The organism is Pseudomonas sp. B14(2022) (assembly GCF_012030485.1).
In the GTDB taxonomy this organism is placed as follows: domain Bacteria; phylum Pseudomonadota; class Gammaproteobacteria; order Pseudomonadales; family Pseudomonadaceae; genus Aquipseudomonas.
On the sequence record NZ_JAAUVM010000021.1, the window covers coordinates 41,482 to 66,301 of the forward strand.

General features: G+C 60.3%; 21 protein-coding genes. 20 read left to right on the forward strand and 1 reads right to left on the reverse strand.

What is annotated here, in order from left to right; all coding sequences use genetic code 11:
• Positions 1–57: 57 nt before the first annotated feature.
• On the reverse strand, positions 58–876 hold the full coding sequence (gene phhA / locus HCF10_RS24540) for a phenylalanine 4-monooxygenase (protein ID WP_131698589.1): 819 nt from the start codon (positions 874–876) through the stop codon (positions 58–60).
• Positions 877–1,133: 257 nt separating this feature from the next.
• On the opposite strand from phhA, the gene HCF10_RS24545 reads away from it, so the two are divergent.
• The 20 genes from HCF10_RS24545 to fliG all read left to right on the forward strand — a co-directional run bounded on the left by HCF10_RS24545 (position 1,134) and on the right by fliG (position 24,813).
• Positions 1,134–2,696: a sigma-54-dependent transcriptional regulator gene (locus HCF10_RS24545; RefSeq protein ID WP_167656590.1), complete on the forward strand. Its 1,563-nt coding sequence runs from the start codon at positions 1,134–1,136 to the stop codon at positions 2,694–2,696.
• Between the two features lie 232 nt (positions 2,697–2,928).
• Positions 2,929–3,669 carry a flagellar basal body rod protein FlgF gene (locus HCF10_RS24550; protein WP_131698587.1) on the forward strand — a complete coding sequence of 247 codons (741 nt, stop codon included), beginning with the start codon at positions 2,929–2,931 and terminating at the stop codon, positions 3,667–3,669.
• A 66-nt stretch (positions 3,670–3,735) separates the two neighbouring features.
• A complete protein-coding gene (gene flgG / locus HCF10_RS24555; RefSeq protein WP_131698586.1) occupies positions 3,736–4,521 on the forward strand; it encodes a flagellar basal-body rod protein FlgG in 786 nt (261 codons plus the stop codon).
• A gap of 53 nt (positions 4,522–4,574) precedes the next feature.
• Complete coding sequence (gene flgH, locus HCF10_RS24560) at positions 4,575–5,270, forward strand: flagellar basal body L-ring protein FlgH (RefSeq protein WP_131698585.1); 696 nt, start codon at positions 4,575–4,577, stop codon at positions 5,268–5,270.
• A 27-nt stretch (positions 5,271–5,297) separates the two neighbouring features.
• The gene (locus tag HCF10_RS24565; protein WP_131698736.1) at positions 5,298–6,386 is read left to right on the forward strand and encodes a flagellar basal body P-ring protein FlgI; all 1,089 of its coding nucleotides are present in this window, start codon (positions 5,298–5,300) and stop codon (positions 6,384–6,386) included.
• A 4-nt stretch (positions 6,387–6,390) separates the two neighbouring features.
• A complete protein-coding gene (gene flgJ, locus HCF10_RS24570) occupies positions 6,391–7,659 on the forward strand; it encodes a flagellar assembly peptidoglycan hydrolase FlgJ (RefSeq protein ID WP_167656591.1) in 1,269 nt (422 codons plus the stop codon).
• A gap of 10 nt (positions 7,660–7,669) precedes the next feature.
• Positions 7,670–9,715 (forward strand): flagellar hook-associated protein FlgK, encoded by a 2,046-nt coding sequence (gene flgK / locus HCF10_RS24575; protein WP_167656592.1) that lies wholly within the window; start codon positions 7,670–7,672, stop codon positions 9,713–9,715.
• A gap of 14 nt (positions 9,716–9,729) precedes the next feature.
• Positions 9,730–11,322, forward strand: a complete 1,593-nt coding sequence (locus tag HCF10_RS24580) for a flagellar hook-associated protein 3 (protein WP_167656593.1) — start codon at positions 9,730–9,732, stop codon at positions 11,320–11,322.
• A gap of 274 nt (positions 11,323–11,596) precedes the next feature.
• The gene (locus HCF10_RS24585) at positions 11,597–12,526 is read left to right on the forward strand and encodes a ketoacyl-ACP synthase III (RefSeq protein ID WP_167656594.1); all 930 of its coding nucleotides are present in this window, start codon (positions 11,597–11,599) and stop codon (positions 12,524–12,526) included.
• Positions 12,527–12,791: 265 nt separating this feature from the next.
• On the forward strand, positions 12,792–14,489 hold the full coding sequence (locus HCF10_RS24590) for a flagellin N-terminal helical domain-containing protein (protein ID WP_167656595.1): 1,698 nt from the start codon (positions 12,792–12,794) through the stop codon (positions 14,487–14,489).
• Between the two features lie 74 nt (positions 14,490–14,563).
• Entirely contained in the window at positions 14,564–14,908 is a 345-nt protein-coding gene (locus HCF10_RS24595) for a flagellar protein FlaG (RefSeq protein ID WP_167656596.1), read from the forward strand.
• Between the two features lie 83 nt (positions 14,909–14,991).
• Complete coding sequence (gene fliD, locus HCF10_RS24600; protein ID WP_167656597.1) at positions 14,992–16,359, forward strand: flagellar filament capping protein FliD; 1,368 nt, start codon at positions 14,992–14,994, stop codon at positions 16,357–16,359.
• A gap of 127 nt (positions 16,360–16,486) precedes the next feature.
• Positions 16,487–16,876, forward strand: coding sequence for a flagellar export chaperone FliS (gene fliS / locus HCF10_RS24605; protein WP_034099507.1), 390 nt, complete (start codon positions 16,487–16,489; stop codon positions 16,874–16,876).
• Positions 16,877–16,901: 25 nt separating this feature from the next.
• Positions 16,902–17,198: a flagellar protein FliT gene (locus HCF10_RS24610; RefSeq protein ID WP_167656598.1), complete on the forward strand. Its 297-nt coding sequence runs from the start codon at positions 16,902–16,904 to the stop codon at positions 17,196–17,198.
• Between the two features lie 171 nt (positions 17,199–17,369).
• A complete protein-coding gene (locus HCF10_RS24615) occupies positions 17,370–18,845 on the forward strand; it encodes a sigma-54 dependent transcriptional regulator (RefSeq protein ID WP_167656599.1) in 1,476 nt (491 codons plus the stop codon).
• Between the two features lie 110 nt (positions 18,846–18,955).
• Entirely contained in the window at positions 18,956–20,167 is a 1,212-nt protein-coding gene (locus tag HCF10_RS24620; protein ID WP_237683177.1) for a sensor histidine kinase, read from the forward strand.
• A 4-nt stretch (positions 20,168–20,171) separates the two neighbouring features.
• Entirely contained in the window at positions 20,172–21,548 is a 1,377-nt protein-coding gene (locus HCF10_RS24625; protein WP_167656600.1) for a sigma-54-dependent transcriptional regulator, read from the forward strand.
• A 128-nt stretch (positions 21,549–21,676) separates the two neighbouring features.
• Positions 21,677–22,006, forward strand: coding sequence for a flagellar hook-basal body complex protein FliE (gene fliE / locus HCF10_RS24630; RefSeq protein ID WP_010208741.1), 330 nt, complete (start codon positions 21,677–21,679; stop codon positions 22,004–22,006).
• Between the two features lie 16 nt (positions 22,007–22,022).
• A complete protein-coding gene (gene fliF, locus HCF10_RS24635) occupies positions 22,023–23,801 on the forward strand; it encodes a flagellar basal-body MS-ring/collar protein FliF (protein ID WP_167656601.1) in 1,779 nt (592 codons plus the stop codon).
• A complete protein-coding gene (gene fliG / locus HCF10_RS24640) occupies positions 23,794–24,813 on the forward strand; it encodes a flagellar motor switch protein FliG (protein WP_048720872.1) in 1,020 nt (339 codons plus the stop codon). Before fliF ends, fliG begins: the two co-directional genes overlap by 8 nt.
• The last annotated feature ends 7 nt before the right edge of the window (positions 24,814–24,820 follow it).

The window sequence follows — 24,820 nt, forward strand, 5'->3', positions numbered from 1 at the left end:
AAGGTCAGTAGCGTCACCCTAAAGCAACGCGGGGCCAGGGAACAGACTCACCTGGCCTTAAACGCCACAGTTCACGCGGCTTTGGGTTTGGGGGGCCGCCTTTGGGGTAAAGAGCGGGGCGTGCAAGCCAAGCTGCATACCGCGCTCGACCATGCCCATGATGTCTTCCTGCGCCACTTCGAACAGGCGCTTGAGGTTGGGCAGCACGAAATACAGCGGTTGCAGGATGTCGATGCGGTACGGGGTGCGCATCGCTTCCAGCGGATCGAAGGCCTGGTGCTCGGGCTCGTCCGACAGGCAGTACACGCTTTCCTTGGGTGACGACAAAATCCCGCCACCGTAGATACGCCGACCTTCGGGGGTATCCACCAGGCCGAACTCGATGGTCATCCAGTACAGGCGCGCCAGGTACACCCGTTGCTCCTTGCTGGCCGCCAGGCCGAGCTTGCCGTAGGTGTGGGTGAATTCGGCGAACCACGGGTTGGTCAGCAGCGGGCAGTGGCCAAAGATCTCGTGGAAAATATCCGGCTCTTGCAGGTAATCCAATTCTTCGCGGGTACGAATAAAGGTCGCCACCGGGAACTGCTTGTTGGCGAGCAATTCGAAGAACGTCTGGAAGGGGATCAGCGCGGGGACGCGGGCGACCTGCCAACCGGTGGTCGCGGCCAGCACCTGGTTGATCTCGCCCAATTGCGGAATGCGATCCAGGGGCAGGCCGAGCTTGTCGATGCCGTCCAGGTATTCCTGGCACGCGCGGCCCTCGATCACTTTCAGCTGGCGGGTGATCAGGGTGTTCCACACCGCGTGTTCTTCCGGCGGGTAGTGGATAAAACCTTGCGCATCGGGCTCGCGGGCCACGTAGTGCGTCTGCTTCATACGGCTCTCCTGCTAGGCATTCGTTCTTGTTATGTCCTGGGATGAGCCTATTGATACGCGGTGCGGAGCAAGATTCCATCGGCTTCAACATCGGTTATGTAGGAAAAATTACCGATTTTCGTAAAGTATTCGTTACGGTTGCGCGGCTGGTTGGCGTATTGGGCTGGGAAAAGCCTCCGAGCTGTCACATAATCTTGACGACTATCTGCGCCCAGCGACAAAAAGACGCGGCGCCTACCCACTTTTCGAGCCTTTTCATGCGTATCAAAGTGCACTGCCAGAACCGCATCGGCATCCTGCGGGACATCCTTAACCTGCTGGTGGAGTACGGCGTCAACGTTGCCAAGGGTGAGGTGGGCGGCGAGCATGGCAACGCCATTTACCTGTTCTGCCCGAACCTGGTGAACATGCAATTCCAGGCGCTGCGCCCGCAGTTTGAGGCGATTGCCGGGGTGTTTGGCGTCAAAAGGGTAGGGCTGATGCCAAGTGAACGTCGGCATATGGAACTCAATGCGCTACTCGGTGCGCTCGAGTTTCCGGTGCTGTCCATCGACATGGGCGGCTCCATTGTCGCCGCCAACCGTGCGGCCGCGCAGCTGCTCGGGGTGCGGGTGGATGAGGTGCCGGGCATTCCACTGTCGCGCTACGCCGAGGATTTCGATTTGCCGGAACTGGTGCGCGCGAGTAAATCGCGGATCAATGGCCTGCGGGTCAAGGTCAAGGGTGACGTGTTCCTGGCGGATATCGCGCCGCTGCAATCCTCCGAGCACGATGATAGCGAAGCCATGGCCGGTGCCGTATTGACCCTGCACCGCGCCGACCGCGTGGGCGAGCGCATCTACAACGTGCGCAAACAGGAGCTGCGCGGTTTTGACAGCATCTTCCAAAGCTCCAGGGTCATGGCCGCCGTGGTGCGCGAAGCCCGGCGCATGGCGCCGTTGGATGCGCATCTATTAATAGAAGGCGAAACCGGCACCGGCAAAGAATTGTTGGCGCGCGCCTGCCACCTGGCCAGCCCACGCGGGCAATCGCCGTTGATGGCGCTCAACTGCGCCGGGCTGCCCGAGTCGATGGCCGAGACCGAATTGTTCGGCTACGGCCCCGGCGCGTTTGAAGGCGCGCGGGCCGAAGGCAAGCTCGGGCTGCTGGAACTGACGGCGGGCGGTACGTTGTTTCTCGATGGCGTCGGGGAAATGAGTGCGCGTTTGCAGGTGAAATTGCTGCGCTTCCTGCAGGACGGCTGCTTTCGGCGCGTGGGCAGTGACGAAGAGGTGTACCTGGATGTGCGGGTGATTTGCGCCACCCAGGTGGACCTGTCCGAACTCTGTGCCCGTGGCGAATTCCGCCAGGACCTCTATCACCGCCTCAACGTGCTGTCCTTGCATATCCCGCCCCTGCGCGAATGCCTCGACGGCCTTGCGCCGCTGGTCGAGCACTTTCTCGACCAGGCCAGCCGGCAGATTGGCTGCCCGCTGCCCAGGCTGGCACCTGCCGCGATGGATCGCCTCAGCCACTACCACTGGCCGGGGAATGTGCGGCAGTTGGAAAACGTGCTGTTCCAGGCGGTGTCGCTGTGTGAGGGCGGGACGGTCAAGGTCGAGCACATTCGCCTGCCGGACTACGGCGTGCGCCAACCCCTTGGCGATTTTTCCCTGGAGGGCGGCTTGGAGGCGATCGTGGGGCGCTTCGAGAAGGCGGTGCTCGAGAGCCTCTATGCCGAGCACCCCAGCAGCCGGCAGTTGGGCAAGCGCCTGGGGGTGTCGCACACCACCATCGCCAATAAGTTGCGCGATTACGAAATCCTCAAGGCGGACAAATAACCAACGGCCCCTCCCGCATTGGTTCTCTGTCACCCGTAAGACGGGTACTTGCCGTAAGCGGCATAAGTCCGCCGTTTTTTCGACTATCCCCAGTCCTTAAAATCCTGCTGCCTGCCCGCAAAACCCCGCCCCGCCTGGGCTTTCCCCTGTTTTTAAAAGTTGGTTCGCAAATTGCTTAAGCCTCATCAGTACAGCGGTGGGCGGCAAGCCTGCGTCAGAAAGAGGAAGAAGCGTGGACAAGTACCTTTATGTGGCAATGACCGGCGCCAGCCAGAACGCACTGGCGCAGAAGGCTCATGCCAACAACTTGGCGAACATTTCCACCAACGGTTTTCAACGTGACCTGGAACAGGCGCGTTCGATGCCGGTGTTCGGTGACAGCTTTCCGGCGCGGGCCTTTGCCATGACCGAGCGCCCAGCCACCGACTTCACGCCTGGCGCGATGATCGAGACCGGCCGTGACCTGGACGTGGCCGTTAGTGGTGACGGCTGGATGGCCGTGCAAACCCCGGACGGCGGCGAAGCCTACGTGCGCAGCGCCAGCATGAACGTCGATGCGCTGGGCGTGCTGCGGGCCGGCAACGGCATGCCGATCATGGGCAACGGCGGCCCGATTGCCGTGCCGCCCCAACAGAAGATCGAAGTGGGCGCCGACGGCACCATCAGCATCCGCGCTATGGGTGAAGGCCCACGGGTGATGGCTGAGGTGGACCGTATCAAGCTGGTCCAGCCTGACCTTAAGAACATGACCAAAGGCCTGGACGGCAGCATCCACACCAAGGATGGCCAGCCGGCACAGGCCGACGCAAACGTCACGCTGACCTCGGGCTTCCTGCAGGCGAGCAACGTCAATGCGGTGGAGGAAATGACCGCCGTATTGGCGCTTGCCAAGCAGTTCGAGCTGCACATCAAGATGATGAACAGCGCCAAGGAAGATGACCAGGCCATGACTCGCGTCATGCAGATGAGCTGACAGGCGACCACCGAATTCTAATTGTGTAACGCGGCGCCAACAAACAGGCGCGCAAAGGAGAACAGCATGCTTCCGGCTCTATGGGTTGCCAAAACAGGTCTGTCCGCCCAGGACACCAACCTGACCACCATTTCCAACAACTTGGCCAACGTGTCGACCACGGGTTTCAAACGTGACCGCGCCGAGTTCCAGGACTTGCTCTATCAGATCAAGCGCCAGCCAGGCGCCCAGTCGACTCAGGACAGCGAATTGCCGTCGGGTCTGCAACTGGGTACCGGTGTGAAGATCGTCGGCACCCAGAAGAACTTCAACGCCGGTAACCTGCAGCAGACCGGCCAACCGCTGGACATGGCAATCAACGGCAAAGGCTTCTTCCAGATCCTGCAGCCGGATGGGACCACGTCCTACACCCGTGACGGTACGTTCCACCTGGATTCCAACGGCCAGATCGTCACCGCCAACGGCTTCGCCTTGGAACCTGCGATTGTGGTGCCAGCCGATGCGCAGACCTTCACCGTCGGCAACGATGGCACCGTTTCGATCACCGTGGCCGGCAACCCGGCGTCCCAGGTAATCGGAAATCTGCAGACCGCCGACTTCATCAACCCGGCCGGCCTGCAGGCCATGGGTGGCAATTTGTTCCTGGAAACCGCCGCCAGCGGCGCGCCGCAAATCGGCACTCCCGGCCTGAACGGTTTCGGCACCACGCTGCAAAGCACCCTGGAAACCTCCAACGTCAGCACCGTTGAAGAGATGGTCAACATGATCACTACTCAGCGCGCCTACGAGATGAACTCCAAGGTGATTTCCACCGCCGACCAGATGCTTTCGTTCGTAACGCAGAATCTGTAATCAAGTCCATGGGGCGCTCCTGAGAGCTCCTGCAACACCGTGAGGTAAGGGTCATGAATCGCTATGTTTCCGTTCTGGCATTGAGTGGGATTGCCGTGCTCGCGGGCTGTGTCGCCCCGACGCCAAAACCCAATGACCCGTACTACGCGCCGGTGTTGCCGCGCACGCCATTGCCGGCGGCGGCCAACAATGGCTCGATCTACCAGGCCGGTTTCGAACAGAACCTGTACAGCGACCGCAAGGCGTTCCGCGTGGGTGACATCATCACCATCACCCTGAACGAGCGAACCCAGGCCAGCAAGAACGCCAACTCCCAGATCGGCAAGACCAGCAAGGCAGGTCTGAGCCTGACCTCGCTGTTCGGCGCCGTACCCAACGTCAACAACCCGCTGGGCGATGGCGACCTGAGTTTGAACGCCGGCTACAGCGGCGACCGTGCCACCAACGGCAAGAGCGCGGCGGGGCAGGGCAACAGCCTGACCGGTTCGATTACTGTGACCGTCGCCGATGTATTGCCCAACGGCATCATTGCCGTGCGCGGTGAGAAGTGGATGACCCTCAACACCGGCGACGAACTGGTGCGCATTGCGGGGATGGTCCGAGCCGACGACATCTCCACCGACAACACCGTACCGTCGACGCGGATCGCCGATGCGCGCATCACTTACTCCGGCACCGGCGCTTTTGCCGATGCGAGCCAGCCGGGCTGGTTCGACCGCTTCTTCCTTAGCCCGCTGTTCCCTTTCTAGGTGGCCACTTTGAAACTCAAACAACTGATGGCTGCCGCACTCTTGCTGACGTTGAGCGCTGTCGCCCAGGCCGAGCGCCTGAAAGACATCGCCAGCATCTCTGGCGTGCGTTCCAACCAGTTGATCGGCTACGGCCTGGTGGTGGGGCTCAACGGTACGGGTGACCAGACCACCCAGACCCCGTTCACCCTGCAGACCTTCAACAACATGCTCTCGCAGTTCGGCATCAAGGTGCCGGCGGGTTCGGGCAACGTGCAGTTGAAGAACGTCGCGGCGGTGTCGATCAGTGCCGATTTGCCGGCGTTTTCCAAGCCGGGCCAGGTGGTCGACATCACGGTGTCGTCCATCGGTAACTCCAAGAGCCTTCGCGGCGGCACCCTGTTGATGACGCCGCTTAAGGGTATCGACGGCAACGTCTACGCCATCGCCCAGGGCAACCTGGTGGTGGGCGGGTTTGACGCCGAAGGTCGTGACGGTTCGAAGATCACCGTCAACGTGCCATCGGCCGGTCGGATTCCCGGCGGCGCCACGGTTGAACGCACTGTGCCGAGCGGTTTCAACCAGGGCAACAGCCTGACCCTGAACCTCAACCGTTCGGACTTCACCACCGCCAAGCGTGTGGTCGACAAGATCAACGACATGCTCGGCCCTGGCGTGGCCCAGGCCATCGACGGTGGCTCGATCCGTGTGACTGCGCCGCTGGACCCCAGCCAGCGCGTGGACTACCTCTCGATCCTGGAAAACCTGGAAGTTGATCCGGGCCAGGCGGTGGCCAAGGTCATCATCAATTCGCGTACCGGTACCATCGTGATCGGTCAGAACGTCAAGGTCTCGCCGGCGGCGGTGACCCACGGCAGCCTGACCGTGACCATCACCGAAGACCCGATCGTCAGCCAGCCTGGGCCGTTGTCCAATGGCCAGACGGCGGTGGTGCCACGCTCGCGGGTCAACGCCCAGCAAGAGGCCAAGCCGATGTTCAAGTTCGGCCCCGGCACGACCCTGGATGAGATTGTGCGTGCGGTGAACCAGGTGGGCGCAGCGCCAGGCGACTTGATGGCGATCCTCGAAGCTTTGAAGCAGGCCGGCGCGTTGCAAGCCGACCTGATCGTGATTTAAGGCCATGGCCATGGACATGCGTAACAGCGGCCTGACCAGTACGGCGGATTCGGGTTCGTATTCTGACTTGAATCGCCTGAACCAACTGAAAGTCGGCGACAAGAACAGCGAAGGCAATATGCGCAAGGTGGCGCAGGAATTCGAGTCGCTGTTCTTGAACGAGATGCTCAAATCCATGCGTTCGGCCACCGACGCCCTGGGCAAGGACAACCCGCTGAACACCCCGGCGGCCAAGCAGTACCAGGAAATGTACGACCAGCAACTGGCGGTGTCGATGTCCCGCGAAGGCGGCGGTATCGGCCTGGCCGATGTGCTGATGCGCCAGATGCAGAAGAGCAAGCCGGTGGACGCCCAGGCGGCCACCTTGCAGGGCCCGGCGGCGGCCGAGGCCGTCAAGAAAGTCGATGTGCCGACGCAAATTGCCGCCGGTACCCAGGCCGAGGGCCCGCTGGGGCGTTCCAATGGCCAGCGTCCACTGTGGGCCTATCGCGTGGCGGAGCCCCAGGCGGGCGCCGCTGCGACCCACAGCAACGACATCGCGCTGATGAACCAGCGCCGTATCGCCTTGCCGAGCAAGCTCACCGATCGCCTGCTCGCCGGTATCGTGCCGAGCACCGACACCACGACCGTTGCCCAGGCGGCGCCGCTGCGTAACAGCGCGGCCGCCGACAATGTGGTCAACAGCACTGCGCGCACATTTGCCGTACCGAGCGGGCGCATGCAGGTCTACGGCCGCGCGGTGGCCCAGCCGCCATTGGCGCCGGTGAAGAAGGCGTTCAGCTCCCAGGACGAATTTGTCGCGACCATGTTGCCGATGGCCAAGGCGGCTGCCGCGCGCATCGGTGTCGATCCTAAGTACCTGGTGGCCCAGGCCGCCCTGGAAACCGGTTGGGGCAAGTCGGTGATGCGCGCCGAGGATGGCAGCAGCAGCCATAACCTGTTCGGCATCAAGGCCGGCCAGAGTTGGCAGGGCGGCCAGGCCCGCGCGATCACCAGCGAGTTTCGTGATGGGGCGATGGTCAAGGAAACGGCGCAGTTCCGTTCTTACGACTCCTACCAGGACAGCTTCCATGACCTCGTGACATTGCTGCAAAGCAATGATCGCTATAAAGAAGTTGTGAAATCGGCCGATAACCCCGAACAGTTTGTACGCGAGTTGCAAAAAGCCGGGTACGCCACCGACCCGGCCTATGCCAGCAAGATTTCGCAGATCGCAAAAACCATGAACAGTTACCAGAATTACGCTGCCGCTGGCGCGACCACTCATTTATAAGGTCTGAACCATGAGTTTGCTCAACATCGGGATGTCAGGGCTTAACGCCGCTCAAGGATCGTTGTCGGTCTTGAGTAATAACATTGCCAACGTCAATACTCCGGGTTACTCCCGCCAGCAGAGCGCTCAGACCGCCAATGCGTCGAACCAGTTCGGCGGTGTGTTCATCGGTAGCGGCACGACCCTGGCGGATGTGCGTCGGGTGTACAACGAGTATCTGGATACTGCCTACCAAAACAGCACATCGTTGAGTGCGGACGCCAATGCGTACCAGGGCCAGATCGGCAGTGTGGACAAGTTGTTGTCGGACCGCACCACTGGCATGTCGTCGGTACTCAGCTCGTTTTTTGCAACGTTGCAGACGGCTTCGTCGAACCCTAATGACCTTTCGGCCCGGCAACTGCTGGTTGCCAATGCCCAGACCCTGACCAATCGCTTCAACTCGCTGTCGACGCAACTGACCCAGCAAAAAGAAACCATCAACAGCCAGTTGAGCACCATGAGTGACCAGGTCAACCAACTGACCGCCTCGATTGCCTCGCTGAACAAGCAGATCTTCCAGGCCCAAGGTTCGGCCAGCAGCGCGCCAGCCAACCTGCTGGACTCGCGTAATGAGGCCGTGCGCTCGCTCAACGAGCTGATCGGTGTGACTGCGACGGAAAAGAACGGCCAATTCAGTATTACCACCGGCACTGGCCAGTCGCTGGTGGAAGGTGGGATTGTCAACACGATTTCTGCGGTGCCGAGCAAAGCGGATAACAGTCAGTACACCATTCAACTGAATGTCAGCGGCACCGCCCTGGACCTCGGTTCGGTGGTCAGTGGCGGCAGCATTGGTGGCCTGTTGCGTTATCGCAGCGACGCCCTGATGCCGGCTATCAATGAGCTGGGCCGCCTGGCCATTGCCACCGCCGATACCATCAATAACCAGTTGGGCCAGGGCCTGGACTTGAATGGTGATTTCGGTACCTCACTGTTCAAGGACATCAACAGCGCTGCCGCCATTGCTTCACGCAGCCAGGGCGCGGCGGGCAACAGTGCCACCGCCAGCAACCTGAACGTGACGATCACTGACAGCAGCAAGCTCACCACGTTCGACTACCAGGTCACCTTCAGCGACAATACCAACCCGAACATGGTCACGGTGCTGCGCTCCGACGGCAAGGCCATGGGCACCTTCGACATCACCGCCGCCAACCAGGTGCCGATGGACGGCTTCACCCTGGCACTCGATGGCAAGGGCAGCATGAGCTTTCCCGACAGCTTCAAGGTCAGCCCTACCGCCACCGGGGCCAGTGCTATCGGCGTGGAGATGGCCGATGCCAACAAGCTCGCATTTGCCGGCCCGCTGATCGGCGAGAGCGGCAAGACCAATGCCGGCACGGGCACGTTTACCCAGCCGTCGTTGAGCGTTCCGTTGGATATCCACGGCGGGGCGGCTACCGCGCAGTTACGTACGGATATTAAAGGCCTGATGCCGGTCAAAATGGTGTTCGGCAAGCCGGCTGCGGACGGCACTCAGTCGTATACGATCAGTAATGCCCAGGGCAAGGCGATCGGTACCGGCACCATCATTCCGGGGCAGGGCAACAAGATCAGCGTCAATGTGCCCGAGCTGGATGCCACCGGCGCCGTGATCCCAGGTTCCGGCTTCAAATTCGACACCACCATCAACGGTTCGCCGGCCGATGGTGACAGCACGACCTTCTCGTTCAACAGCGGCGGCAAGTCCGATGGCCGCAACGCCCAGCAGTTGCTTGATCTGCAGACCAAGGCCACTGTGGGTCTGGGCGGTGGTAACGTCGGCGTGAGCCTGACCGGTGCCAACAGCCGCCTGGTCTCCCAGGTAGGCGCCAAGGCCAACCAGTCCGGTGTTGACGTTTCTGCGACCGGCGCCTTATTGGCGGCCAACAAGGCTGCGCGCAACTCGGTGTCCGGGGTCAACCTGGATGACGAGGCGGGCGACATGATCAAGTTCCAGCAGTACTACACCGCGTCGTCGCAGATCATCAAGGCTGCGCAGGAAACCTTCACCACATTGATCAATAGCCTTTAAGGGAGTCTGGGACGATGCGTATTTCTACACAGCAGTATTTCGAAACCAGCTCCGCCAATTACCAGCAGAACTATTCCAGCGTGGTGAAGGCCCAGGATCAGGCAAGCAGTGGTGTGCGCGTGCAAACGGCGGCGGATGATCCGGTGGCGGCGGCGCGGTTGCTGATGCTGCAACAGCAGAAAGACATGCTGGGGCAATTCAACGGCAATATCGACACGCTGAAAAATTCGCTGAGCACCGAAGACAGCGTGCTGGAAAACATCAACATCGCTGTGCAAAGGGCCAGTGAGTTGGCCCTGAAGGCGGGTAACCTCGGCATCAGTGATGCCGACCGCAAGTCGACGGCCGCTGAAATCGGTTCCCTGGAAGACCAGATCATGGGCCTGCTCAATACCAAGGATTCCACCGGCAATTACCTGTTTTCCGGGAGCAAGACCGACACGCCGCCTTATTCGCGCAACAACGACGGCACCTACACCTATCAGGGCGATGACACTCCGCTGACCCTGAAAGTCGCTGAAAACCTGTCGATCTCGATGGGGGATACCGCCAAGAGCATGCTTGAAACCGCGGCCAATACCGGGCGTACGCAAGCAACGCGCGTGCTGCCGAACCCGGCTGTGGATGTGGATGACGGTAAAGTCACCGTATCGGCAGGCCTGATTGCTTCGGGCACCAGCAGCGACAAATTTGCCGACGGCCAGCCATACAAGCTGACCTTTACCAGCAGTACCCAGTACACCGTCAGCGACAAGGCCGGCAAGGACATCACTTCCGAGATCCCGGGCAACGGCACCTTCGATTCCACCAAGGAAGGCGCCTCCACCCTCAACCTGCGTGGGGTCAAGTTCGACATCGGCTTGAACCTGGGCAAAGACGTCTTGCCGGGCGCGCCGTCGGACCTGGTGGTGGCGGGCCGCGAGTTCAGCCTTTCGATCAAGCCTGACTCGTTCAGTGTGTCGCGTACGCCGAGCAATCCGAGCACGGCGCAGTTGACGGGCGGCGCAGTGACCGATCAGGCCGCCTATTCCAGCACGTTCCCCAACTCCGGCCTGGTGGTCAAGTTCGGCGCGGCGGGTGCCTACAGCGTCTACGCGCAGCCTTACAGCGCAGACAGCAAAGCCATCGCCAGCGATACGCTGGCCGCCGGTGCCACCTCGATCACGGTGGCGGGCGTTACCCTGGGCGTCAGTGCGGATCCTGCAGACGGCGATCAGTTCCTAGTCGGTGCCACCAGTAACAAGAACGAGAACGTGCTCGATACCCTCAGTCGCCTGCGTCGGACCCTCGAGACACCGTCGGATGGCAACCCGGCCTTGCAGAAGGAGCTCAAGGATGTGGTGGCCAGATCCATCGGCAACCTGACCAATGCCTACAGCCAGATCGACCAGATTCGTGGTGGCATCGGTGCGCGCCTCAACACCCTGGATATCCAGGTGCAGGAAAACACCAGCATTGGCCTGGCCAATACCACAACCATGAACTCGCTGGGCAATGTCGACTTCGCCGAAGCGGCCATCAACCTCAGCCTGCAACAAACCATGCTGCAGGCGTCACAACTGGCTTTTGTGAAAATCTCGCAGTTGAGCCTGTTCAACAAGATGTAAGTGGCGTCACGTCAAGCGGCCCGCTCTGGAAACAGGGCGGGCCGCTGTCGTTTCTGCGGCTAAATTGTTGAAACGTTTTGCACAATCCACACAAAATTGAGTGACCTGTGAGTCATAAAGCGCATCTTCACTGTATCGTGTGAAAAGGATAAGTCGTCACAAGGTCCTTGCGGGACGGCTTTCAGCGAGATTTTTATGGGGTTATCCCCTTTATTGTCAGCACTCCAGGCCAGGCCTGGGGTGTTCTCCAGCTATTTAGTATTGGGAAGCCACAATGATTGGCATAAAAAGCATCGCCAGTTACGTGCCGGCAGACGGGATCGATAACTACGCCCAGGGTGCCAAATTCGCCAAGGATGAAGAATTCATCATTGGCAAGATCGGCTCGGCGTTCCTGCCGCGCAAGGAAGCTGCGCAGGAAACCTCCGATCTGTGTGTCGAGGCGGTCAACGCTTTGTTTGCCAACAACCCGGATTTGAAGCGCGAGTCGATTGACGCGCTGATCGTCGTCACCCAGAACGGCGATGAAGAAGGCTTGCCCCACACTGCTGCCATCGTCCAGGACAAACTCGGCCTGCCGACCCACGTCGCGGCCTTTGATATCTCCCTGGGGTGCTCCGGCTACGTCTACGGCATCTACGCGATGAAAGGCTTCATGGAAGCCACCGGCCTGAAGAACGGCCTGCTGATCACCGCCGACCCGTACTCCAAGATCGTTGACCCGGAAGACCGCAACACCACCATGCTGTTCGGCGACGCTGCCACCGCCACCTGGATGGGTGAAGATGCACCGTGGCTACTGGGCAAGGCCAAGTTCGGCACCGACGGTTCCGGCGCACCGCACCTTAAGGTTAGCGATGGCGTATTTTTCATGAACGGCCGCCAGGTGTTCAACTTCGCCTTGCTCAAGGTGCCGGCGCATTTGCACGAGCTGCTCAATGAGTCGGACCTCAAGGCCGATGACATCGATGCGTTCTGCATTCACCAGGGCAGTGCGGCGATTGTCGACGCCGTGGCGCGTCGCTTTGAAGATGCACCGGTGGACAAGTTCATAAAGGACATGGTCGAGACCGGCAACACCGTGTCGTCGAGTATTCCGTTGCTGCTGGAAAAGCATGTGATCGACGCCACCTGGAAGCGCGTGGCTATCAGTGGTTTTGGTGTGGGGTTGTCGTGGGGGTCGGCGATTCTCTATCGTTCGTGAGGTTTTAACCGGCTTCAAAAGAAACGCCGATGATCGAGAGATCATCGGCGTTTTTTTATTGGCGCCAGAAAAGCCAATGAAACCGGGGTTTTTCGCGGGCCTAAGCCCTTGAATTGCAAGGGGTGGCACGGTGCTAGTAAAAAATTTCAAAAAAAACCTCAAGCAACTGGCTACCACGACGATAACTATTACGTAGGTTCTCTAGGCCACACCCGGCGGTTGCCAGGGCCGGAAGCCGCAGCATCCAATCAACGAGGATTTCGTCATGGCATTATCAGTAAACACCAACATCACTTCCCTGGGTGTCCAGAAGAACCTGAACAAAGCTTCCGACGCTCTGAGCCAGTCGATGAACCGTCTGTCCTCCGGCCTGAAAATCAACAGCGCCAAAGACGACGCTGCCGGCATGCAGATCGCCAACCGTCTGAACAACCAGGTCAAAGGCCTGAACGTTGCCATCGCTAACGCCAACAACGGCGTGTCGATTGCCCAGACCGCTGAAGGCGCGATGCAAGAATCCACCAACACCCTGCAGCGTCTGCGTGAACTCGCCCTGCAAGCGGCGAACGGTGATAAAAGCGACGCTGACCGTGTTTCCCTGCAGCAAGAATTCACCGCTAAAGTGGGCGAGCTGAACCGTATCGCCAGCACCACCACCTTCGGTGGTCGTAACCTGCTGGACGGCTCGTTCAGCAACGTAGCTTTCCAAATCGGCGCCAACGCTAACGAGACTATCTCGTTCGGTATGACTGATATCAGCTCGACTGCGCTGAAGGGTAACTACAAAGAAGCTGCTGTAGACGGTGCTGCAATGACTGGCTTGGCGGCTACTGCTACTGGTTCGGTATTGGGCAATAGCGCACAGCTAGTCGGTACGGCAGCAACAGCTACAGTTGCTACTGACGCATTCACCATCAACGGTACTGAATTTAATCTTGGCGTAACAACTGGTGGCACAAATACATCTGACGCTGCACTAACCGCCATCAACGCTCAAACCGCAACTACCGGCGTTACTGCTACTGCTGATTCTAGTGGTGTCGTAACTCTGACCTCGAAAAACGCCATCGTTTTGGGTGCGTCGGCAGTCGTCGGTGCGACAGACGGTTTGGCCAAGCTCGGTATGGCTGTTGGCACCACTCCTTCCGACAGCTCCCTCAAGGCTGACGGTGCAATCTCGGTCAATGGCACTGCTGTGACTTGGACTGCTGGTGACGCCATGAGCACCGTGTTGACCAGTTTGAGCGCAGCTGCTGGTGCTGGCGCCACCGCTACTTTTACTGACGGCCGTGTAAAAGTTACTTCGGGTGGTGGTGAAGACATCAAGCTGGCCAACACCAACAGCGGTTCGTTGTCTCAGTTGGGTCTGTCGGCTGGTACCACTCAAGCCAAACTGACCGCTGACACTTCCATCGACGTGAACGGTGTTGAAGTCAAGTTCAAGAAAGGTGATACCGCTGATGCGATCGTTTCTTCGATCAACAGCGCCAGCACCGGTGTTCAAGCTAGCAAAAACGCTGACGGCACCTTGAACCTGTTCGCTGACAAAGACATCACCATCAAGGACGGCAGCGCCGGTACTGGCCTTGCGGCACTGGGCCTGACCACTGTTGCTAGTAATGGCACCAAAACCGCCGTCACCATGGAAACCAGCGTTTCCGACCTGAGCGTTCTGACTGCCGCTTCTTCGCAGCAGGCCATCCAGGCTTTGGACGATGCCATGCAGCAGATCGACAGCCAGCGTTCGCAGCTGGGTGCCGTACAAAACCGCTTCGCCAGCACCGTGGCCAACCTGCAGAGCATTTCGCAGAACTCCTCCGCTGCCAAAGGCCGCGTAGAAGACGCTGACTTCGCTTCTGAAGCTGCTGAACTGACCAAGCAACAAACCCTGCAACAGGCTTCCACTGCGATCCTGTCCCAGGCTAACCAACTGCCATCCTCTGTTCTGAAGCTGCTTCAGTAATAGGCGACAGCGGTTAAATAACGGGAGGGTGCGTTTAACGTGCCCTTCCGTTTTTTCAGTTTGGAGGTGGTGACATGGACATGAGCATCAAGCTAAGTACGCCCTACGCCTCTGGTACAGCCCAGCCCAGCGCCGCATCGGTGCCCCAGGCAAAGACTGCAGCCAGCAGTGAACCGGTCAAGGGCGAGGAACCGCAGCGCGTCGCGCTGGAAAAAGCGGTAACCGATATTCGCGAGTTTGTGCAGGCTTCACAGCGCAACCTGGATTTTTCCATCGATGACTCCACCGGCAAGGTGGTCGTCAAGGTGATCGCCACGGACAGTGGTGAAGTGATTCGACAGATACCCTCGGAGACTGCGCTGAAGCTGGCGCAGAACCTTAGCGATGCCAGCAGCTTGCTGTTTGATAGCAAGGCCTGAGTTGGCACGAAACATGTCTCTGATTGCGGTCAGAACGCATAAGCGCCAAAAAAACGGCCGCTGCAGGACAAGGAGAATGGCAAATGGCTAGTTCAACGATTTCCGGCCCAGGTTCGGGCTACGACACGCAAGCTATCGTCAAGGCGCTGGTGGGGGCTGAACAAGCGCCCAAGCAAGCGCAGATCACCAACGAGCAGAAAAAGGCCACCGTGCAGTTGTCGGCGGTTGGTTCGGTCAAGACGGCGTTGGAAGCCTACCAGGCGGCGATCACCAAGTTGAACAATGCCTCGGCGTTCAATGGGCTGGCGGCCACTTCTTCGGAAGAGAAAAATGCCAAGGTGACCTTGGCTGACGGCGCGTCCAGCGGCAAGTACGTGCTGAAAGTCACGAACCTGGCGACCGCGTCGAAAGTCACCACCGCAGTGAATGTGGACGGCGCGACGGGCAAGGCCAATAGCACCGACGAAGACCAGACGCTGACGATCAACCAGTCGGGCAAAAGCTATGACGTGGTGATTCCTGGCGGCGCAACCTTGCAACAGGTGCGCGAGTCCATCAATACCCAGCTTTCGTCCCAGGGCATCAGCGCCAACGTGCTGAGTGACTCCAACGGCGCGCGTCTGGTGCTGACGTCTACCAACATGGGCGAAGGCACCGACATCACCCTCAGTGGCGACTCGCAGCTGGCCACCGGGTATGACAAGGGCGCGGCCCCGAAAAATGCCAAGTACTCCATCGATGACGTTGAAATGTCATCCAACAGCAACAAGATCACGTCTGCGATCAGTGGCGTGACCCTGGATCTGCTGGACACGATTGACTTGGACAAGAAAACGACCATCACCGTGGCCAGCAACACCGACACGTTGAAAACCTCGGTACAGTCGTTCGTCACCGCATACAACGCGCTGATGACGGCCGTCAATACCCAGACCAAAGTCACCGCCACCGGCGATGCCTCGACCACCACCGCAGGGGCGTTGACCGGTGATGCTTCGATGCGTCAACTGGTGAACAGCCTGCGTTCGGAGTTGGTCAGCGGTTCTGGGGCAGGCAGTATTTCCAGTTTGGCACAGATGGGTGTAACCACTGACCAGAAAACCGGGCTGTTGAGCCTGGATGACAAAACCTGGAACGCGGCAGTAGTTAAAGGCGCCGGCGATATCGCCAAGCTGTTCACGGGCGACACGGGCTTGATCACGCGGATGAACAAGGCGACTAACAGTTATGTCGGCACCACCGGCACGCTGGCGACCCGTGCCACCGATCTCAACAACAAGTTGACCGACTTGACCAAAGAGACGGATGACCTGACGCGGCGCATGGATGCCTTGCAGAAGTCCCTGACGGCCAAGTACACCGCCATGGACACCATGATCGCCCAGATCAACTCCAGCAGCTCCAGCATCATGACCACCCTCAACTCGCTGAACAATCCGAAGTCGAGCTGATGGACGGCGCGCCGTGGGCCCTGATTCAGGGCCCTGGCCCATGGTTCTGGATTAAAGTTTTTGTCGCCTCAGTCGAAAAACTGGTTAAGCAAACCTATTCGATTGTCGCCAGTAACGAGGTAGCAACATGAACCCGATGAGAGCCCTTCGCCAGTACCAGAAGGTCAATTCCCATGCTCAGGTCTCCGAGGCCAGCCCGCATCGTCTGGTGCAGATGCTGATGGAAGGTGGCCTGGACCGTATGGCGCAGGCCAAGGGGGCGTTGAGTCGCGGTGATATCGCCCAGAAAGGGCTGTTGCTGGGCAAGGCGATCGAAATTATCTCCGGCCTGCGCGATGGTCTGGAGCCGGAGAAAGCCGAAGATCCGGAAGCGATACAGCGTTTGGACGCCCTGTACAACTACATGGGCAATCGTCTGGTCGAGGCGAATCAAGTCAATGACGCCGAGATGATCGACGAAGTCGCCCGCCTGCTGATTACAGTCAAAACCGGCTGGGATGCCATCGCTCCACAATAAGGCGGATCGCCTTGAGGTACAGATCATGAGCCAAGCACTGCAACGCATCGACGAAACCCGCGAAGCCCTGATCGGCGCGCTGGCCGAGCGCAATTGGGAGGCCGTTGGCGAGTTGGACCTGGGTTGCCGCGCGGTGATCGATGAGGTGCTCAGCGAAGCGCCAGTGGATGAAGATGCGCTGCGCGAGAAGCTTGAGAGCCTGTTGGTGGTATATCAGCAGTTGCTTGAGGTGACGACCGGCGAGCGCCAGGCGATTTTTGAAGAGATGTCGCAGATCAACCAAGCGAAAAATGCGTCAAAGGTTTACCATCTGTTCGGTTGAACAGTCGCAGTTAATCCTACCGGTGCGTCATAAATTTGACCGTACCAGCTTTTTTGACTTAACTAGTGCTGTTTTCAGATTTCAGACGTCTAGTAAGGTAAGAAGTCTTACAGGCGCCTCGATTGCCCACAATCTCGGGGCAGGAAGTTTTACTAGGGAAGTTGCTATTGCATGTGGCGTGAAACCAAAATTCTGCTGATCGATGACGATAGCGTCCGCCGCCGCGACTTGGCGGTGATTTTGAATTTTCTTGGCGAAGAAAATCTGCCCTGCGGCAGCCATGATTGGCAGCAGGTGTCCAGCTCGTTGTCGTCGAGCCGTGAAGTCATTTGTGTGCTGATCGGGACGGTAAACGCTCCAGGTGGTGTTTTGGGCTTGTTAAAGACACTGTCTACCTGGGATGAGTTCCTTCCGGTGTTGCTAATCGGTGATATTTCTTCTGTCGAGCTGCCGGAAGACCAGCGCCGCCGCGTGCTTTCCAGCCTGGAAATGCCCCCCAGCTACAGCAAATTGCTTGATTCCCTGCACCGTGCCCAGGTCTATCGCGAGATGTACGACCAGGCCCGCGAGCGCGGTCGCCACCGCGAACCCAACCTGTTCCGCAGCCTGGTCGGCACCAGCCGTGCCATCCAGCACGTGCGCCAGATGATGCAGCAGGTGGCCGATACCGACGCCAGCGTGCTGATCCTTGGCGAGTCGGGCACCGGCAAGGAAGTGGTCGCGCGCAACCTGCACTACCACTCCAAGCGCCGCGACGGGCCATTTGTGCCGGTCAACTGCGGGGCGATCCCGGCAGAGCTGCTCGAAAGCGAACTGTTCGGCCACGAGAAGGGCGCCTTTACCGGGGCGATCACCAGCCGTGCCGGGCGTTTCGAGCTGGCCAACGGCGGCACCCTGTTCCTCGACGAAATCGGCGACATGCCGCTGCCGATGCAGGTCAAGCTGCTGCGCGTATTGCAGGAGCGCACCTTCGAGCGCGTGGGCAGCAACAAGACCCAGAGCGTCGACGTGCGCATCATCGCCGCAACCCACAAGAACCTCGAAAGCATGATCGAGGTCGGCAGCTTCCGCGAAGACCTGTACTACCGCCTCAACGTATTCCCGATCGAGATGGCCCCGCTGCGTGAGCGCGTGGAGGACATCCCGCTGCTGATGAACGAGCTGATCTCGCGCATGGAACACGAAAAGCGCGGTTCGATCCGCTTCAATTCGGCCGCAATCATGTCCCTGTGCCGCCACGGCTGGCCGGGCAACGTCCGTGAACTGGCCAACCTAGTAGAGCGCATGGCGATCATGCATCCCTACGGTGTGATCGGCGTGGTCGAGTTGCCGAAGAAATTCCGCTACGTCGACGACGAAGACGAGCAACTGGTCGACAGCCTGCGCAGCGACATGGAAGAACGGGTCGCCATCAACGGCCACGCCCCGGACTTCGGCTCCACCGCCATGTTGCCGCCTGAAGGCCTGGACTTGAAGGACTACCTCGGCAACCTGGAGCAGGGGCTGATCCAGCAGGCCCTGGACGACGCCAACGGCATCGTCGCCCGTGCCGCCGAGCGCCTGCGCATCCGTCGAACCACCCTGGTGGAGAAGATGCGCAAGTACGGAATGAGCCGCAAAGACGGTGATGAACAGGCAGATGATTGACGCCTGTTTTCCAAGCCGCTGATATTTCAGCGGTTTTTTTTCGGCACAACTATTGCTACAGCTCTCGCAACGTTCCGTTTAACTGACGGTCAGCCAAGCGAGAGAGCATGATGCCCCACGCCGCCCAACTATCTTCGGCCCCTGCCATCCAGGGGCTGGTTCCGCCTGTCGAGCCGCCGACCCGCCAGGGTCTTGAACAGGCGTTCTCGCAGTTCAGCCAGATGTCGAGCCAGCTGACCGACTCCTACAGCCTGCTGGAAGCCCGGGTCTCCGAGCTGAAAGGCGAACTGGCGGTGGTCAGTGCCCAGCGCATGGAAGAGCTCGCCGAAAAAGAGCGCCTGGCCAACCGCCTGCAAAACCTGCTGTCGCTGTTACCCGGTGGCGTGATTGTCATCGATGAAGACGGCCGCGTGCGTGAAGCCAATCCGGCGGCCTGCGACATGCTTGGCCTGCCGCTGGAAGGCGAGCTGTGGCGACACGTCATCACCCGCTGCTTTGCGCCGCGTGAGGACGATGGCCACGAAATCTCCCTGAAAGACGGGCGTCGCCTGTCCATTGCCACCCGTTCCCTGGATGCGGAGCCGGGGCAACTGGTGCTGCTTAACGACCTGACTGAAACCCGTCACCTGCAGGACCAGTTGGCGCGCCATGAGCGTTTGTCGTCTTTGGGCAGGATGGTCGCTTCGTTGGCGCATCAGATCCGCACGCCGTTGTCGGCCGCGTTGATCTACGCCAGTCATTTGACTGATGAACAATTACCCGCCGCCACCCACCAGCGTTTTGCCGGGCGCCTCAAGGAGCGCCTGCATGAATTGGAGCACCAGGTACGCGACATGCTGGTGTTTGCCCGCGGCGAATTGCCGCTGACCGACCGCGTGACGCCGGCCCAGCTGATGCAGGCCCTGCAAGCTGCGGCTGCTGCCCATATCCAAGGCGTGCAAGTGCGCTGGCAGTGCGACAGCCACCTCGGCGAGCTGCTCTGCAACCGCGACACCCTGGTGGGCTCGCTGCTCAACCTGATCGAAAACGCCACCCAGGCCAGCGGCCCCGGCGCGCGGCTCAAGGTGCACCTGTACAACCGCGAACAAACTCTGCGCCTGTGCGTCAGCGACAGCGGCAGCGGTATCGATCCGGTGGTGCTCAAGCGCCTGGGTGAACCGTTTTTTACCACCAAGACCAACGGCACCGGCCTGGGCCTGACCGTGGTCAAGGCCGTGGCACGTGCCCATCAGGGAGAATTGCAGCTGCATTCCCGCGTTGGGCGTGGCACCTGTGCATTGATGACCTTGCCGCTGTTTTCTTGCGCGGCAAGCGCGGAGTAAGGATATGGCTATCAAGGTTCTGTTGGTGGAAGACGATCGCGCCCTGCGTGAAGCATTGGCTGACACGCTGTTGTTGGCGGGCCATGACTACCGGGCGGTCGGGTCTGCCGAGGACGCCTTGGAGGCGGTGGAGCAGGAAACCTTCAGCCTGGTAGTCAGCGACGTGAACATGCCCGGCATGGACGGCCACCAGTTGCTCGGCCTGCTGCGTGCGCGTCAGCCGCAACTGCCGGTGCTGCTGATGACCGCCCACGGTGCCGTTGAGCGTGCCGTGGACGCGATGCGTCAGGGCGCGGCGGATTACCTGGTCAAACCCTTTGAGCCTAAAGCCCTGATCGAGCTGGTCGCGCGCCACGCCCTGGGCGTGATTCCGGCCAGCGAAGGCGAGGGGCCCATTGCCTTCGAACCCGCCAGTGCCCAATTGCTCGAATTGGCCGCCCGCGTGGCGCGCAGTGATTCCACCGTGCTGATCTCCGGTGAGTCCGGTACTGGTAAAGAGGTGCTGGCGCGTTATATCCACCAGCAGTCGACCCGCGCCCAGCAACCGTTTATCGCCATCAACTGCGCGGCGATCCCCGACAACATGCTCGAAGCCACGCTGTTCGGCCACGAAAAGGGCTCGTTCACCGGCGCCATCGCGGCCCAGGCGGGCAAGTTCGAACAGGCCGATGGCGGCACCATCCTGCTGGATGAGATTTCGGAAATGCCCCTGGGCCTGCAAGCCAAGCTATTGCGGGTGCTGCAGGAGCGCGAAGTGGAGCGAGTCGGCGCGCGCAAGCCGATCCAGCTGGATATCCGCGTGGTCGCCACCACCAACCGCGACCTCGCTGGCGAAGTGGCGGCGGGGCGCTTCCGGGAAGACCTGTTCTACCGCCTCTCGGTGTTCCCCCTGGCCTGGCGCCCGTTGCGTGAGCGCCCGGCAGACATCATTCCGCTGGCCGAGCGCCTGCTGAACAACCACGTCAAAAAAATGAAGCACGCCCAGGCGCGGCTGTCCGCCGAAGCCCAGGCCTGCCTGATCAGCTATCCATGGCCCGGCAACGTGCGGGAATTGGACAACGCCATCCAGCGCGCGCTGATTTTGCAGCAGGGCGGCTTGATCCAGCCCCAGGATTTCTGCCTGGCCATGGGCAGCGGTACGGCACCGCTGCCTACGTTGGCGCCCGCGCCAGTGGTTGCCGAGGCCGAGCCTGCCGGAGGGCTGGGTGACGACCTGCGTCGCCGCGAATTCCAGATGATCATCGACACCCTGCGCGCCGAGCGCGGCCGCCGCAAAGAGGCTGCCGAGCGCCTGGGTATCAGCCCGCGCACCCTGCGCTACAAGCTGGCGCAGATGCGCGACGCCGGGATGGACGTGGAAGCGTATTTGTTCGCCACGTAACCGGTAACAAGGTCGACAAGGTTTGTCGCCTTTTCTTACGAGTTGATACAGAGCTGGCACCCTTGTTGCTACTTCCCCTAGTAATCGCTGCGTAGTGTCAAAAATTTGCGGGTTGGAGAGAGAAGGTCATGAGCCAGGGTATTGAGTTCAATCGGTTGATGTTGGATATGCGCGCCATGCAAATGGATGCCATGGCTCAACCGAAATCCGTCGCGCCAGCGCCGGAACTGGGCCAAAGCAGCTTCGCCGATATGCTCGGCCAGGCCATCAACAAAGTCAGTGACACCCAGCAAGCCTCCAGTCAGTTGGCCAATGCGTTCGAGATCGGCAAAAGCGGTGTGGACCTCACCGATGTGATGGTCGCCTCGCAAAAGGCCAGCGTCTCCTTCCAGGCCCTGACCCAAGTGCGTAACAAGCTGGTCCAGGCCTATCAAGACATCATGCAGATGCCGGTTTAAGGGCGAGATCTAAGTCATGGCAGAAGCAGTCTCCGACAACGTACCCGCCAAGGCAGACGGCAAGCCGCCGCTGTTTGGCCTGTCGTTCCTGGAAAACCTCTCGGAAATGACCATGCTGCGTCAGGTGGGCCTGATGGTCGGCCTGGCTGCCAGCGTGGCGATTGGTTTTGCCGTGGTGTTGTGGTCGCAGCAACCCGATTACCGGCCGCTGTACGGCAGCCTGGCGGGCATGGATTCCAAGCAGATCATGGAAACCCTCGCCGCCGCCGACATCGCCTACACCGTGGAGCCCAACTCCGGCGCCTTGCTGGTCAAGGCCGACGATGTGGCCCGTGCCCGCATGAAGCTGGCCGCTGCTGGCGTGACCCCGTCCGACAGCAATATCGGTTTCGAGATCCTCGACAAGGACCAGGGCCTGGGGACCAGCCAGTTCATGGAAGCCACCCGCTACCGTCGTGGCCTTGAAGGCGAGCTGGCCCGCACCATCTCCAGCTTGAACAACGTCAAAGCTGCCCGCGTGCACTTGGCGATCCCGAAAAGCTCGGTGTTTGTGCGCGACGAGCGCAAGCCAAGTGCTTCGGTACTGGTCGAGCTGTTTTCCGGCCGCTCCCTGGAGCCTGGCCAGGTGCTGGCGATCATCAACCTGGTGGCCACCAGCGTTCCGGAACTGAGCAAGTCGCAAATCACCGTCGTCGACCAGAAGGGCAACCTGCTGTCCGACATGGCCGAAAACTCCGCGCTGACCCAGGCCGGCAAGCAGTTCGACTACAGCCGCCGCATGGAAAGCATGCTCACCCAGCGTGTGCACAACATCCTGCAACCGGTGCTGGGCAATGACCGCTACAAGGCGGAAGTGTCTGCCGATGTGGACTTCAGCGCCGTCGAGTCGACCTCCGAGCAGTTCAACCCGGACCAGCCGGCCCTGCGCAGTGAGCAATCGACCAGTGAACAACGCACCGCCAGCAATGGCCCGCAAGGTGTGCCGGGTGCCCTGAGCAACCAGCCGCCAGCCCCGGCCTCGGCGCCGCAAACCACCGGTGGCGCCGCTGCTACCGCTGGCGCGATCCAGCCAGGCCAACCGTTGCTGGACGCCAACGGCCAGCAGATCATGGACCCGGCCACCGGCCAGCCGATGCTCGCGCCTTATCCGGCGGACAAGCGTAACCAGTCCACCAAGAACTTTGAACTCGACCGTTCCATCAGCCACACCAAGCAGCAGCAGGGTCGCGTCAATCGCCTGTCGGTGTCGGTGGTGGTCGATGACCAGGTCAAGGTCAACGCCGCTGACGGTGCCGTAACACGCGCGCCGTGGAGCGCCGACGAATTGGCGCGTTTCACGCGCCTGGTGCAGGACGCCGTTGGTTTTGACGCCAGTCGTGGTGACAGCGTCAGCGTGATAAACATGCCGTTCTCCGCCGAGCGTGGTGAAGTGATCGCCGAAGCGGCGTTCTACACCCAGCCGTGGTTCTGGGACATCGTCAAGCAAGTGCTGGGTGTGTTGTTCATCCTGGTGCTGGTGTTCGGTGTGCTGCGCCCGGTGCTCAACAACATCACCGGCAACGGCAAGAAACAACTGGCGGCCTTCGGCGGCAGCGATGTCGAGTTGGGTGGCATGGGCGGCCTGGATGGCGAACTGGCCAACGACCGCGTCAGCCTTGGTGGCCCGCAAAGCATCCTGTTGCCAAGCCCGAGCGAAGGTTACGACGCTCAGTTGAACGCAATCAAAAGTCTGGTAGCAGAAGACCCGGGCCGTGTGGCCCAGGTCGTGAAAGAGTGGATTAACGCAGATGAGTGATAGTCGAGCCGCTGTTGCCAAACTCACCAAGGTCGATAAAGCCGCAGTCCTGCTGCTGTCCCTCGGTGAAACCGACGCTGCCCAAGTGTTGCGTCACATGGGACCCAAAGAGGTCCAGCGTGTGGGCGTGGCCATGGCGCAGATGCGCAATGTGCACCGTGAGCAGGTCGAGCAGGTGATGAGCGAGTTCGTCGAGATCGTCGGCGACCAGACCAGCCTGGGCGTCGGCTCCGACAGCTACATCCGCAAGATGCTCACCTCGGCCCTGGGCGAAGACAAAGCCAACGGCCTGATCGACCGCATCCTGCTGGGCGGCAACACCAGCGGCCTGGACAGCCTCAAGTGGATGGAGCCGCGCGCGGTCGCCGATGTGATCCGCTACGAGCACCCGCAGATCCAGGCGATCGTGGTGGCCTACCTCGACCCGGACCAGGCCGGTGAAGTACTCGGCCACTTCGACCATAAAGTGCGCCTGGACATCATCCTGCGCGTGTCGTCGCTGAACACCGTGCAGCCCGCGGCCCTGAAAGAACTCAACACGATTCTCGAGAAACAGTTCTCGGGTAACTCGAACGCCTCGCGGACCACCCTGGGTGGCATCAAGCGTGCGGCCGACATCATGAACTTCCTCGACAGCTCGGTCGAAGGCCAGTTGATGGACTCGATCCGCGAGATCGACGACACCCTGTCCGGCCAGATCGAAGACCTCATGTTCGTGTTCAACAACCTCTCCGATGTCGACGACCGTGGCATCCAGGCGCTGCTGCGCGAGGTGTCCTCCGACGTGCTGGTGCTGGCCCTCAAGGGCTCGGACGAAGGCGTCAAGGAGAAGATCTTCAAGAACATGTCCAAACGTGCCTCCGAGCTGTTGCGCGACGACCTGGAAGCCAAAGGCCCGGTACGCGTCAGCGACGTGGAAACCGCGCAGAAAGAAATCCTCACCATTGCCCGCCGTATGGCCGAAGCCGGAGAAATCGTTCTCGGCGGGAAGGGCGGCGAAGAAATGATCTAAGGCGCTA

What these genes read in the sequence shown, in the direction of transcription:
- HCF10_RS24610 (WP_167656598.1), top strand. Translation starts at nt 16,902, where the DNA reads ATGAGCCAAGCACTGCAACGCATCGACGAAACCCGCGAAGCCCTGATC.
- fliF (WP_167656601.1), top strand. Translation starts at nt 22,023, where the DNA reads ATGGCAGAAGCAGTCTCCGACAACGTACCCGCCAAGGCAGACGGCAAG.
- HCF10_RS24565 (WP_131698736.1), top strand. Translation starts at nt 5,298, where the DNA reads ATGGCTGCCGCACTCTTGCTGACGTTGAGCGCTGTCGCCCAGGCCGAG.
- fliD (WP_167656597.1), top strand. Translation starts at nt 14,992, where the DNA reads ATGGCTAGTTCAACGATTTCCGGCCCAGGTTCGGGCTACGACACGCAA.
- HCF10_RS24585 (WP_167656594.1), top strand. Translation starts at nt 11,597, where the DNA reads ATGATTGGCATAAAAAGCATCGCCAGTTACGTGCCGGCAGACGGGATC.
- fliS (WP_034099507.1), top strand. Translation starts at nt 16,487, where the DNA reads ATGAACCCGATGAGAGCCCTTCGCCAGTACCAGAAGGTCAATTCCCAT.
- flgK (WP_167656592.1), top strand. Translation starts at nt 7,670, where the DNA reads ATGAGTTTGCTCAACATCGGGATGTCAGGGCTTAACGCCGCTCAAGGA.
- HCF10_RS24625 (WP_167656600.1), top strand. Translation starts at nt 20,172, where the DNA reads ATGGCTATCAAGGTTCTGTTGGTGGAAGACGATCGCGCCCTGCGTGAA.
- fliG (WP_048720872.1), top strand. Translation starts at nt 23,794, where the DNA reads ATGAGTGATAGTCGAGCCGCTGTTGCCAAACTCACCAAGGTCGATAAA.
- flgH (WP_131698585.1), top strand. Translation starts at nt 4,575, where the DNA reads ATGAATCGCTATGTTTCCGTTCTGGCATTGAGTGGGATTGCCGTGCTC.
- HCF10_RS24580 (WP_167656593.1), top strand. Translation starts at nt 9,730, where the DNA reads ATGCGTATTTCTACACAGCAGTATTTCGAAACCAGCTCCGCCAATTAC.
- flgJ (WP_167656591.1), top strand. Translation starts at nt 6,391, where the DNA reads ATGGCCATGGACATGCGTAACAGCGGCCTGACCAGTACGGCGGATTCG.
- HCF10_RS24595 (WP_167656596.1), top strand. Translation starts at nt 14,564, where the DNA reads ATGGACATGAGCATCAAGCTAAGTACGCCCTACGCCTCTGGTACAGCC.
- HCF10_RS24590 (WP_167656595.1), top strand. Translation starts at nt 12,792, where the DNA reads ATGGCATTATCAGTAAACACCAACATCACTTCCCTGGGTGTCCAGAAG.
- HCF10_RS24620 (WP_237683177.1), top strand. Translation starts at nt 18,956, where the DNA reads ATGCCCCACGCCGCCCAACTATCTTCGGCCCCTGCCATCCAGGGGCTG.
- HCF10_RS24615 (WP_167656599.1), top strand. Translation starts at nt 17,370, where the DNA reads ATGTGGCGTGAAACCAAAATTCTGCTGATCGATGACGATAGCGTCCGC.
- phhA (WP_131698589.1), bottom strand. Translation starts at nt 876, where the DNA reads ATGAAGCAGACGCACTACGTGGCCCGCGAGCCCGATGCGCAAGGTTTT.
- fliE (WP_010208741.1), top strand. Translation starts at nt 21,677, where the DNA reads ATGAGCCAGGGTATTGAGTTCAATCGGTTGATGTTGGATATGCGCGCC.
- flgG (WP_131698586.1), top strand. Translation starts at nt 3,736, where the DNA reads ATGCTTCCGGCTCTATGGGTTGCCAAAACAGGTCTGTCCGCCCAGGAC.
- HCF10_RS24545 (WP_167656590.1), top strand. Translation starts at nt 1,134, where the DNA reads ATGCGTATCAAAGTGCACTGCCAGAACCGCATCGGCATCCTGCGGGAC.